The organism is Vibrio splendidus (assembly GCF_024347615.1).
Classification (GTDB): domain Bacteria; phylum Pseudomonadota; class Gammaproteobacteria; order Enterobacterales; family Vibrionaceae; genus Vibrio; species Vibrio splendidus.
On the sequence record NZ_AP025508.1, the window covers coordinates 1,394,767 to 1,407,056 of the forward strand.

Annotated in this window: 11 protein-coding genes; 8 read left to right on the forward strand and 3 right to left on the reverse strand. The window is 40.8% G+C overall.

Features of this window, described 5'->3' with window-relative positions; all coding sequences use genetic code 11:
* Window positions 1–154: 154 nt before the first annotated feature.
* The 3 genes from OCU90_RS06255 (at window position 155) to OCU90_RS06265 (ending at window position 2,217) form a co-directional block, all read left to right on the forward strand.
* Window positions 155–535, forward strand: a complete 381-nt coding sequence (locus OCU90_RS06255) for a hypothetical protein (protein WP_061022562.1) — start codon at window positions 155–157, stop codon at window positions 533–535.
* Window positions 536–696: 161 nt separating this feature from the next.
* Window positions 697–1,566, forward strand: a complete 870-nt coding sequence (locus OCU90_RS06260) for a hypothetical protein (protein WP_061022560.1) — start codon at window positions 697–699, stop codon at window positions 1,564–1,566.
* Window positions 1,567–1,716: 150 nt separating this feature from the next.
* Window positions 1,717–2,217 carry a hypothetical protein gene (locus OCU90_RS06265; protein ID WP_061022557.1) on the forward strand — a complete coding sequence of 167 codons (501 nt, stop codon included), beginning with the start codon at window positions 1,717–1,719 and terminating at the stop codon, window positions 2,215–2,217.
* A 97-nt stretch (window positions 2,218–2,314) separates the two neighbouring features.
* Here the strand turns inward: OCU90_RS06265 and OCU90_RS06270 are convergent, their stop codons facing one another.
* Window positions 2,315–2,794, reverse strand: a complete 480-nt coding sequence (locus tag OCU90_RS06270; protein WP_061022556.1) for a GIY-YIG nuclease family protein — start codon at window positions 2,792–2,794, stop codon at window positions 2,315–2,317.
* Between the two features lie 917 nt (window positions 2,795–3,711).
* Between OCU90_RS06270 and OCU90_RS06275 the strand changes: the two genes are divergently transcribed.
* The 3 genes from OCU90_RS06275 to OCU90_RS06285 all read left to right on the forward strand — a co-directional run bounded on the left by OCU90_RS06275 (window position 3,712) and on the right by OCU90_RS06285 (window position 5,697).
* Window positions 3,712–4,575 (forward strand): phage integrase N-terminal domain-containing protein, encoded by an 864-nt coding sequence (locus tag OCU90_RS06275; protein WP_061022553.1) that lies wholly within the window; start codon window positions 3,712–3,714, stop codon window positions 4,573–4,575.
* 278 nt (window positions 4,576–4,853) lie between these two features.
* Entirely contained in the window at window positions 4,854–5,270 is a 417-nt protein-coding gene (locus OCU90_RS06280) for an SRPBCC family protein (protein ID WP_016767833.1), read from the forward strand.
* Between the two features lie 70 nt (window positions 5,271–5,340).
* On the forward strand, window positions 5,341–5,697 hold the full coding sequence (locus OCU90_RS06285; RefSeq protein ID WP_240513389.1) for a MarR family winged helix-turn-helix transcriptional regulator: 357 nt from the start codon (window positions 5,341–5,343) through the stop codon (window positions 5,695–5,697).
* 234 nt (window positions 5,698–5,931) lie between these two features.
* On the opposite strand, the gene OCU90_RS06290 is transcribed toward OCU90_RS06285, so the two are convergent.
* Window positions 5,932–6,744: a protein-tyrosine phosphatase family protein gene (locus OCU90_RS06290; RefSeq protein ID WP_017090292.1), complete on the reverse strand. Its 813-nt coding sequence runs from the start codon at window positions 6,742–6,744 to the stop codon at window positions 5,932–5,934.
* A gap of 777 nt (window positions 6,745–7,521) precedes the next feature.
* Between OCU90_RS06290 and ltrA the strand changes: the two genes are divergently transcribed.
* Together ltrA and OCU90_RS06300 are read left to right on the forward strand one after the other, a co-directional pair.
* Window positions 7,522–8,994: a group II intron reverse transcriptase/maturase gene (gene ltrA / locus OCU90_RS06295; RefSeq protein ID WP_099426181.1), complete on the forward strand. Its 1,473-nt coding sequence runs from the start codon at window positions 7,522–7,524 to the stop codon at window positions 8,992–8,994.
* A gap of 279 nt (window positions 8,995–9,273) precedes the next feature.
* Window positions 9,274–10,791: an ISNCY family transposase gene (locus tag OCU90_RS06300; RefSeq protein WP_081090036.1), complete on the forward strand. Its 1,518-nt coding sequence runs from the start codon at window positions 9,274–9,276 to the stop codon at window positions 10,789–10,791.
* 187 nt (window positions 10,792–10,978) lie between these two features.
* Here OCU90_RS06300 and OCU90_RS06305 read toward each other — a convergent pair whose 3' ends face one another.
* Window positions 10,979–12,256: a phospholipase D-like domain-containing protein gene (locus OCU90_RS06305; protein ID WP_061025975.1), complete on the reverse strand. Its 1,278-nt coding sequence runs from the start codon at window positions 12,254–12,256 to the stop codon at window positions 10,979–10,981.
* Window positions 12,257–12,290 lie beyond the last annotated feature (34 nt).

Sequence of the window (12,290 nt, forward strand, 5' to 3'; positions counted from 1 at the left end):
CGGAGCCTCGGCATTAATGATACGAGTGGAACGCAAGTCAGACCGAATAAGAAAACTCCATGGGTAGAAACGACCAAGTTCAACAGGCATCTATCTATTGTGCTACGACAACGTATAAATAGTTAAGCGTTATGTGATAAGAGGGAATACTAATATGTCTACGCCCCAAGGGATTTCAGAAACAGTGGTACGTTCATGGTATATGTACGTAAATGAGGTTATTGGAACTTTAGCTTTAACGTCTGCTTTCACCGCGTTGCAGTTCAAAGAATATTCTGCGGAAGTTGCTACATTTCTACTAATTTACATAATATTACTGCATTTTTCGATGGCGACAAAACGACGAATTAGATTTCACCAAGATAGGTTATCTCGAATGCATGGTTCATTCTCTACAACTGTCGAAGCGTTGTTAGGCACGTTGTTTTTATTAATTGGTATGGTTGTTTTAACTTTTGTCGCATTAGGCTTTGATTTAACGTCCGTAAAAGGGTGGTCTTTGGAAATGCTTGTATTCCAAAGGAATATCACATAACAAACAATTTAGTTTGACATCATAGTTAGATGTTTTTCTATATTTACTAAATATTTAGGTATATTAAATATTGTTTTCTAAAGAATAGTGTCATCGAATGGGCATTTAAGTATATAATTGGAGTTTGAATCAGTCCGTGTTTCTAATCTTGGCTAATCTAAATGACTAAATCAAAAAAAATATTAATGTTTTTACTTATCGTAGCGGCTTTCCTTATTTTAGCTCTTTCCATTGATACGCTTGTTAATTATCATCTTCCAGAGTTAGGTCGGCAATTCTTTGGTAAGGAACGTTATACTGATGTTGAAACGATAAATGAAGAAAAGATAAAAATACCTAAGTTAACTTTAGCTAAAGCGTGCAATACTCAACTTAGTGAGTGTGTAGATGATGTTCTATTGGTCTCTGGAGAAATTAACACAGCTACCCTAAAGAGCATTTCTGAGTTGTCCAAGCAATCACTAGATACAGATGTTGACACATTATGTCTTAATTCAATCGGAGGAAGTGTTGAAACAGCTAACTTGATAAATGAGTTTGTTGTTAACAATAACTATAATACTTGCCTAGCCTCCAGGTATATAATTAAGGATTTAGGTGAAAATAACACAAGAAATAGTCTAAATGAACAGGTTGTAGTGAAACATGAAAGTTGTTACTCCGCTTGTCCATTAGTTATCGCGACTGCAAAAAAAAGAATTCTATTAGGTGATTCATTTATTATTGGAGTTCACTCAAGTGGGTATAAAGTTTTCAATAAACTGCATGTAGATGATGATGGGGACAAATACGAAAAATTCATCTCTTATGAGATGATGCCGTTTTTTGAATTTACACGAACCGTTCCTTCAAAATACATGTATATATTGTCAGAACATCAAGTTCGTACATCGATGCTATTCAATGACTACAGAGGCTCAAGAGAAAATGTAACTTTGTTTAAGTCTCTTAAGAGCTGCGAATTACAATATCTTATCAGCAGTGAATGCCCAATAAAGGGAGTGACTGACCCTTACAAGATAACTTTATAAAGCAACCATATTGAGAGTTTGTCAACACAAGTATTTAAGGTTGACTCCCATCGCTTGGCATTTTGTGTTCTACTCAAGTTTACTTACAGTTAGGTTGGATAGTAACGTTGTTCACCCCTTGATTTGGCGTTATATTTTTTGGAATTAATAGTGCTAAACAGAATCGAAGAATGGATTGATTTAACTAACGACAGGTTTTCTAGTCAACGACAAAGTTGTGCGTTTTTTGCGAGTGAATTCGCAGGCTTCTACTCTGAAGAGTTTCTAGCTGACTCTTACTTTGTAATAGTTGATAGTATCCCAAAACCGGATTTTCCAGAATTGCGCCAAGTGGGTTTAGGTGACTTTCTTGATATGGAAGTTCAAGGTATAACATATAAGAACACTTACTATATTGTACCGAGTGTCGCTAAGGATTTACCTTTGCACTTTCATGAGTTGGTGCATGTTGCACAATGGAAGACTCTGGGCGCTATTGGCTTTTTGCGACGCTACATAACCGAGGTTCAAAGTGTTGGTTATAACGAAGCTCCGCTAGAGAAGTTAGCTTATGCATTTGATCTCCGCTTTTCTCAAGGTGGACAAAAAGTTGATGTTCCAAGCTATGTGGAAAATAAATATAACAAATTGCTTAAGAGGAGTGGCGGTTAACTTTTGGCATTTTGGGTTCGGTTGAATTTAGTGATTACGGTGGTTTTTCTTGGGGGCGTGGTGTTAGCTGCATATTAGCAAGGCGTTATGCTATTGTTCATTGAATACTCTCATATAGCTTTTTCGCATTTAACCATTCATGCTCCGTCAAATCTTCGGTTTCTTTTGTTCTAAAATTAAAACGTTGCTGATTAGCGTAATAATATGTGTCTCCAGTTATCGGACACTTTATTTGTCCTATAACTTGCCCCATGAATCGTTTAGTTTTTGGTTTCCGTTGTCTTGTCGATGATGGGGCTGAAGCTAAGATTGCTTTAGCAGTATTAGCGGTACACGCGAATAGTTCACTGTTACTTATAGCACTGACCTTAATCTGGTATCTAGAAAGGAGCTTGTGAGCTTTAGTTTCAAGGGCCCTAGCCGATAAACCTGATTTTGAACGGTAGAGGGTGTTGATTTGCCATTGGCTGCAACCCAGGTCCTTACCATATTCCTGTTTATTGAGCTCTTTGACTCTGCGCTCTGGGTCATTGCTGTATCCAACTTTTATAATGCAATGGTTTGAAATGTTGGTCATTATGTACACGCAGTCCACGTTATACCTCAAAAGCGGAATTAAAAAATAGGAAGCACTCTAATTTACAATAGTGGCTAAACAAGAAATTACATAATTGTGTCATTGGTTGTCATGGAGTGCTTGCTCTTGCTAAGCAATTTGAAACCTTAGGATATACAGGGGAAATACAGCTTTCAAATGTTAACTTTCCAATCACTTTGTAAATGAGATGAATACCCCAAGGGAGGAGATGAGAAGTGCTGATCCAATACATGGTATGCAAAGTTTGAATTGTTACTACGTTAAACTTGCAAAGTGTGGAGTATAAGTTCCACTTGATGTTTTGATAAATCAAAATGATCCTATTGTAGAGGCCGAATATGAATATATTCGGCTTTTTTGCGCCTAGCTAAAAGGGCATCTAGTCCTGTCACTCCAAAAATTGGGGAGTGACAGGACGGGCAGCGCACACCAATAGGGGGCTACGAGCGAATTATCAGAATTGAAAAAGAATGACGGCGAGAATCTATGGCGCTGAGAGCGCCTCAAAAGTTGCGAGTCGAATGGGTTGAGACAATAATGGAAGAGAACTAAAAAGCAGCTGTTGCTGCAAAGACTACTAGACGAAGAAATCCTTTAATTACCAGCGCATTCTTATCTCAAACGCCTTACGGGCTTCTGGGAGTTAGCAATTGCACATGGCTTACAGTCATTCAATTGTTCGGAATTTCTGAACCGCGCAGTAGTCTCGCTTCATTACCTACAGACTTGATTTAAGCAGTAGGCGTTCATTCGAAATGAACGGAAGCAATAACACTAATCTGAAATCGCATTGATACCTACTACTGTACCCATGAAATAAGAACCTTTAAATGACTGATATAAGAGCCGCCAACGAAAGCGGCTCTTTTTTTTAATTAGCATATTGAGGTAGCACTATGGCAACGAACTTTTTTTACCAAATTACCCGAGTACTAAATCGCAATCCCGATGGCTCTAAAGCGACTCAAGCAGAGCGCAAGAAGATACTAAAGTTAGCTGACAAACAACTAAGAGAGCTTAACGTCAGAAAGCTTGAGCTAAGGAACTTGGGCCGCAAGCATATAGAGAAGCTTGTAACTCATTGGCAAACTCAAGGTCTAGCCGCGGGCACAATCAAGACCCGTATGACTCACCTGCGTTGGCTCTCTGAAAAAATCGGGAAGCCAGGGCTAGTTCCTAAAAGCAATGCTTCCCTTGGTATCGAAAACCGCAAGTATGTCACCAACCAGAACAAAGCCAAATTCCTATCAAATTCAAAATTAGCAACACTCAAGGACAGGTATCTTGACGCGAGTTTTCGTTTGCAAGCCGCGTTTGGTTTACGCCGAGAAGAGTGCATGAAGATCCAGCTTTATTTAGCAGATAGAGGCGACTATTTACATCTAGTAAAAACCAAAGGAGCAAGACCTAGGGATGTGCCTATTCGTACTTTGGAACAACGCCAGTTAATTGATGAAGTGAAAAAGTGGGTAGGGGATAACTCTTTAATTCCAGAAAATGCTAAGTACGTTTCTCAGATGAAAAGATACGAAAGAGCTTGTATCAAAATGGGCTTAGATAAAGCGCATGGATTACGGCATGCGTATGCGCACCAGCGATACTTTGAATTGACGGGTTTTAATGCTCCTGCTGCGGGAGGGCCGTCAACCAAGGGATTAACAGGAGAGGACAAACAGCGCGACTTTGAGGCAAGAATGGTCATTACTGAAGAATTAGGGCACGGAAGAGAAGAGGTTACTGCAGTTTATTTAGGCCGTTAAAGCTTATAAGTGAAGTTCGGATTCCTAATTCGGAATCCGAATAATTATAACTCGCTATTGGACAATAATGTGTCAGTGCTTTTGCTAAATTAGCAAACCATCAATAACTACAGGTATGGTAAATTGTTAACTTCGTTCCCATTTTAAATGCCTATAGACAAGAGTTATTAAGCGCGCACTCCTACCTCCTATTCAAATACACTTACTTGCTCTTGCAAACATGCCCACAACAAAATATAGTAAACTAGTTTACTAACTTCCAGTTGAGATGGAACAGAATGATTTTTGAAGAACGTATTTGCATTGAAGCCTCACCTCAAGACATATATTCGTTATATACCGATGTCGAAAATTGGAGTCAATGGGATGAAGAAGTTGACTACTCTCATCTCATGGGAGAATTCAAGATCGGTACTAAAGGTATTCTGAAGCCGAGTAATGGACCTAAATCACAGATTGTAATTGCAGATGCTATACCAAATAAGCACTTTACTGTAACAAGTAAACTACCATTCTGCGTTCTATCATTTGAGCATCATTTGCAGGTCAATGGAAAAGCAACTCAAGTAATTCATAGAGTTAAGTTTTCAGGTTTAACTAGTTTTTTGTTTGGGAAAATCATTGGAAAGAAAATCTATAAAGGTCTACCGTCTACTCTTGAAGGACTAAAAAAAAGGGCTGAACACAATGTTTAAGCATGAACTCCCTTCGAACAGCGTAGGTCTACAGCTCTGGGTTGTTTACAATAAATGGCATTCAGAGGTAATGAAGCACCTCAAGCCTCTAAATATTAATCATACTCAGTTTGTTATACTCGCCTCCATACTATGGTGTAACAAGCATAAAAACGAAACAACACAAGCAGAAATAGTCAATATCACTGGCTTGGATAAGATGACACTATCCAAGTCGATGAAGACTCTAGTCGCTAATGAGATCATAATTAAAGATAAAGACGTTAGAGATACACGTAGTTTTTCGCTCAAACTCTCGAAAACTGGAGAATCTCTAACGAAAAAAGCCATCGCTCAGGTAGAAGAGTTAGACCAGCTATACTTCGAGAGCCTACAAGACCAGAGAGCAATATTCACTTCTCTGCTACTAGGCCTTAAAAATAGTTAAGCGAAAGTAAGGCAATTTGCAGGGTTTTAAACTGAGTTCAATCCCTCTCTGGCTGACTTTGAGTCATTTTCGAGCTAGGAAATACATGCGTTAAAAATCAGACTGTGAAGATTTTGGACAAAAGTTTGTCAGCGAATTCCCTAAATTATAAATTCATTAATAAAGACAGGTATGGAAAATCGTTAACTTTATGTCCAGTATCAAAGGCGTAGACCATTCGACATATAGTGCAGGCTACTCAACACCAAAGTCCTTATTTTTAGTTTCAAGACCAATTTGCACAAGTGTTTCCATCTGAATAGTAGTTTGTATCATGTAGTCGTTGCGTGACACTCTCAAATCTTTGGTGATTGAAGCCAAACTTAGCTTAGGGTGTTTACGCATTGCCATTGCAGCAATTGTTTGCCCAGTTCTTCCAACACCAGCTCGACAGTGTACTATCGGTAGTAGTTTATCTGGGTCATCGACCGCACGACTCTTGCGCTTAGTATAAAAACTTCTCCTTTCCAGCAATACCGACTCAATCATGATAATCAGCTTTTCTGTATTCGCTGGGGTGATTGTGTGGTGATCTGGCCAATTATGAACGTGTATCACTGGTACTGTTAAGTTTGTTTGATAACCATCTATATCGAGGTTGTAAGTTTTAGCTTCAATCGAATCGGTAAGATCCACTTTACCAGTTAAAGTTGAAGTCACCGTTATAGCCCCATAGATACCCGAAACAGAAAAGTAGTCAGGCATTTGATCCTCTACAATATCTTTATTACTTGCTAGCACCACTAATACTGGGGTTCTATTATCTACCAATAACTGTAAATGTGCTTCCAGCTGGTGATGGTAAGGGTACTGCGTTGCAATAGCGATATTCTCACCATTGACCTTAATATAGTTGGCATTTAAGTCTCTACGAATACTAGTTTTTAGACTGTGGGGGATATTAAATCGGTCTCTCCTTGAGTCAAACCGAATGCGTCTAGCAGCCCCTTTGATCCCCATCAGTAGCTCGGCGGTATCAGAACTACTTCCAGAAATACGAACTCTCATACTCTTCTTCTCCCTGTAGTTAAATCTTTTTTGTGTACGGATACATAGTACTTGTTAGGCGCTAAATTGTCGTATTTCAAATTTTAATAACTAAGGGATTTTATGGTTGACCAATTAAAAATCAATTATTTCGGATAAAATTGAGTATGGCAAACGCCCATGAACAGGATGTGAATGAGTAAAAGGTCTAGCCAACAATGGGGCGTGCGACGTGAAGTCGTATGAAGCGCTGTTCACCGCTAAACGAGTGAACCATCTGTATCACCAGATGAACCTAGGAGCCTGAATAAAGTAGCGGCTTTGACAATGTAACGAAGGTTGGTATTTTCCAATCGGGATTGAAATCGTGAGAGAACGATCCTCCTGATAACCACAACATCGGGTGAGTGCTAGGTAGTCAGCATGATGAACAGAAGTGAATCCGCGTAAGGTGCGTTATGTTGTGAAACAGCGGAAGTGGTTAATACGCTGTAGCCAAAAGGCACGAGAGTCGGAAAGAGATTGCCCCATGCTCTTTCGTGATCATTGAACTCTCCGCACCATAGCGGGCATCTAAACTGACATTGCGTGACATACGGAACACGGTAAGCCTGTATCTCTCCCTACGGGAAAGCCCCTGTGGCCGATAGTGATGCGGGTAGAGGAGGTTGGAAAAAGCAAAGGCTGCATTGTAATGACGCAGATACAGGTTTGTGCCTGATCACGAAAGTGAGCCCACTTCCAACTGGTCTCTCGTTGCGAGAGAGTTTGAAGAACTTTATTAAGGAAGAAAAGCAAATGACGATTTCGAATGAGATTAGTGCATCTTCTGACAGTGCACTGTGGCAATCCATTAACTGGAAGGCCGCAGAGGCGAACGTCTTAAAGCTTCAAATGCGTATCGCAAAGGCAACTAGAGACGGTAAACACGGCAAAGCAAAAGCATTGCAGTGGATACTGACTCACTCTCGCTCAGCAAAACTTCTTGCTGTTAAGCGAGTTTCTCAAAATAAAGGCAGTAAAACGCCTGGAATAGACGGCGTTGTCTGGAATACAGACACGCGTCGTATGAAAGCAGTAAATCAACTGAGTCGGAAAGCTTACCAAGCGAAACCACTCAGGCGTATCTATATCCCCAAAAAGAATGGCAAGCTTCGACCTCTGGGCATACCATGCATGATAGACAGAGCACAACAAGCGCTACACCTATTATCGCTAGAGCCTATATCAGAAACAACTGCCGACCCGAATAGTTATGGCTTTAGAACAAATCGTAGCACGGCTGACGCTGTCGACCAGTGCTTCAAGTGTTTGGCTTTAAAGAAATCGGCTAAATGGGTTCTTGAAGGAGATATTAAAGCTTGCTTCGACAAAATAGGGCATCAATGGCTTATGGATAACATCGCCATCGATAAACGGATGTTGGAGCAATGGCTAAAGTCAGGCTTTGTAGACAAAGGGCTGTTTTACGACACCGACGAAGGCACTCCTCAAGGCGGAATTATATCCCCCACCTTGATGTTGATGACGTTATCGGGTCTCGAACAGCGCATTAAGTCTACCGCGCTTAAGAAAGGAGCAAGAGCTAACTTTATTGGATATGCCGACGATTTCGTCGTCACTTGCGCTTCAAAGGAAGTACTCGAGAACGATATCAAACCGTTGATTGCTGATTTCTTAGCGGAAAGAGGCTTAACATTATCCGAAGAGAAAACGCACATTACTCATATCAACGATGGCTTTGACTTTCTTGGGTTCAACCATAGGAAGTACAAAGGGAAACTGCTCATCAAGCCGAGTAAATCCAATACGTTGATGTTCTTAAGCAATCTGCGTGAACTCATCAAAAAGCACGTAACCCTTCCAGTGAATGATCTTATCAAACTGATAAATCCTAAACTCAGGGGATGGTCGAACTATTATCGGCACTGCGTAGCTAAACAGGTATTCGGATATGTCGGTCACAAACTATTCCATACGTTATGGCACTGGGCTAAAAGGCGTCATCCAACAAAGTCTAAAACTTGGATTGCCCTAAAATACTTCATCAACCGAAAAGGCCAATGGCAGTTTCACGGTTGGCAGAAGATCATGGATATGGATTGCCAGTTCAATCTCTTCCAAATAGCCAAAGTGCCAATAGAAAGGCATGTGAAAATCCGAAGTGCAGCGACACCCTTTGACCCTCTTTACCAAGAATACTTGGTAAAGAGAAAATCTAAAAGGCTAGCTCGTAACTCTTGGAACGAACCTGCTTCGACTGCTTTATAAGTTGCTGGGTATCAAACGATGCCTTCGTGGAGGCTTGAGCCTAGTGCAGTGAAAGTTGCACGCTGGGTTCTTAGGGAGACGGCACTTGGTAACAAGTGTCGTCCACCCGACAAAAATGTTTTAGTGAATCTGAAATAATCAATGTGATCACCAAGCGATTCTGTCGTATCGTAACTACCAAGCGACTTTGTCATTCGCTTAATTACCGAGGGAAATTGACGGTCTCTATTTTTACGTAATCCTTTGACTAGTGCTACGAATTAGTCAGGGGTGTATAGGATGATCGTTATGGATACTCAATCTCAGCTTACCGTGGATATCATCGCAAAAGTTGCTCTCGGTAAAATCTCAATTACTAATGCCTCTAAGCTCCTCAAGAAGTCTCGCAGAACCATCGAACGTTATCTCAGGCGATATCGCTCTGATGGTATCCGATTTGTGGTTCATGGCAACACAGGAAGGGCACCCGCTAATAAAATCCCCATTACCTTAAAGCAACAAGTTCAAGCTCTTATAAAGACCAAGTATTACGACTTTAACATGCTTCATCTCGCCGATATGTTAGAGGTATTTGAAGGTATCAAAGTAAAACGGGAGACGCTTCGTACCTGGGCACATGAAATCCATCATGTAAAACGAGCCAAACATCGACGTTCTAAGGTAAGAAGACGACGTGAGCGTATGGAAGCCGAAGGCTTAATGCTGCAAATGGACGGCAGTCCGCACCTTTGGTTCGGTGATAAAAAATCCTGTCTTATCGCCATGATTGATGATGCAACCAGTGAGGTTCATGCGGAGTTTTTTCCTTCAGAAACCACCGAAGGATGCCTCAAAGTAATGAAAACTTATATCAAGAAAAAAGGTCTTTTTAAGACTCTGTATGTCGATAGAGCTGGCATCTTCGGTGGACCAAAACGTTGCCACTTCTCCCAGATGCAACGAGCCTGTGAAGAGCTGGGTATAGAAATTATTTTTGCCAATTCGCCTCAAGGCAAGGGTCGCATCGAACGTGCCTTTGATACGTTCCAAGATCGTCTAGTCCCTGAGTTAAGGCTGGCTGGGGTTACTGATATGATCAGTGCAAATAACTACCTACAAAATACCTTCATCCCTGAGTATTGGGCAACGACCCTCACAGTCAACGCCAAATTAATGCGCTCTGAGCATACACCCGTTCCGAAGTACCTCAACATTGACGCGATATGTATTCAAAAAGAATATCGAAAAATCCGTCGAGATCATACCTTCAGTTACGCCAACGCAATGTATCAAATCACCTCCCCATTACGGCACTCTATCGTGAGTCAACAAGTCGAATTACGTAAGCAACTTGATGGTGGTTTTACGGCTTACTTTGCTGACCGAGAGTTATCGATTAAAGAGCTTACTGAGCCTAGCTCTAGGAAAGAATACGGAGAAGAGGTTCAGAAAAAGATCGAGGCTATAGAGCTTGCCAATGAGTTAGGGAATGTTAGAGAAGCGGCCCGACAAAGCGGTTGTTCTGTCAAAAGCATTCACAACAACCGTCAATTGCTTGAAGCCCATGGCCCACTTGCTTTGAAACGTCTGTATGGTCAATCACACAACAATAATCGCATCGATGAAAAGACTCGAAATATCGTCATCTCATTAACACTCAAATCGCCTCACCTAACCTCTATTAGGATAAGTGGTGAGATGAGAAAGCGTTTTAACATCTCGATTAGTCACTCAACAGTAAGGAACATCTGGCTTGAAGAAAAGCTGAATACAAGAGAGTTACGGGAGGCACGTGCCGAGGAATCAATTATCGAATAGAAACTAATCTGCAATAGTGGACTACTATGAATAGAGCAGCGACAGAATCCTTCGGTATTTAGACCGTCAACCTCCCTCGGTAATCACAGAATCTGAAATAATCAAAATATTTAAGATGATGATTTCACACTATCGTTGAGTGAAAGAGGTAAGCACCTTTTTCACTCAGGTTCTCATCTATAGATGGTTAGCTGACTTGCTTGATGACTAAGATAGGGTTTCCTTGATACTCAATCACGCTAAGCTTGTAAAGTGAGCTCTTTAAATAATCTCTAATATTCTTATTTCCGATCCCAAGTTCTTTAAAAGTGAAGCTCGTAAAGAACCGACCAAAGAACGCATTGAGAGCTTCTTGATCGTTAAAAAAATTGGTTTCTAAGTTGGCTTTAAAGGAGTTTTTTGCATCATTACTATGTTCAGTGTAGTGTTTTGCTACGAGTTCAAAGGCATCCCCAGTGAAGAGAAAAAAGGCGTCACAGGAACCAAGATAACTGTGTTCCAGCTTGACTTTTACATTGTGATTCTGAGTGTTTTTTTGTGGAAAACTAATAGTAATTTCTAACCGTTGACCTTCTACGTCAAGCCAGTCATTAACCCACCTGACTGTCCTGCGAAAATACGTAATTCGGGTTTTGGCAATTCTGGCAAAGCCCATAGTACCGCTGTCAGCGACAATGAATGGATACATATGCAGTCGTTCAAAATTATACGGTTTTGTTCCACCTCCTAGCTTATTGACCTTCCAGTGCGTTAAATCGTAACCTGGTTTTGTGACGAGGCTGTAGTAGTAGCCAGAGTCGTTGAGCATGAAGTCAACTGATGCATACGCTTTACCTTGTGCTAGCTTAATACTCGACTGTTTCTCTATCTCTTCCAAGTGACGAGACAAGTTTCGTCGTTTTTGCTCTTCATGCTGAGAATGAAGGAGGGCAAATTGATCTTCAGTGTTTTTTAGTAGCTTTTTGAACTGTTTGAACTGGCTAGATAGCTCAGACAGAAGCAGGTCCACAAAGGCCTCGTCTATGGGTTCAGCATCCTCTCGCCACTCAAGCAGTGTATTGACGATCTTGGTGTCACCCAACGGTTTGGCAGGGATACCTGTACACTCTTTGCTTTTTCGTGCATATGACGTGAAGTTTTGTGAGCCGACGGTAATGTATGTATCATCGGTGAGCAGAACTTTTGCATGTAAACGCGGCGTATTTAAGACAGTGAAACCAACGGATAGTAAGTGTTTAAGGGTTTTGAGCTGCTTAGGTTGCTCGAGAATTGAACCAGGGTTTAAGTCAGTCACTATGGTGATAAACATTTTGTCTAGTTTAGTTTGCTTTAGAAGAGTGACCAGTAAGTTGTCAAAAAATGGGGTGAATATAGTAATAGATTGCTCTGCCTCAGCGACCTGCTTTTTCCATTTTAGGTAGACATCATTTGCATGATATGTGCGGTTTGCTTTTACCTTTTTCATGTAATCTTGTTCACCTCTTCCATCACTTGAACCG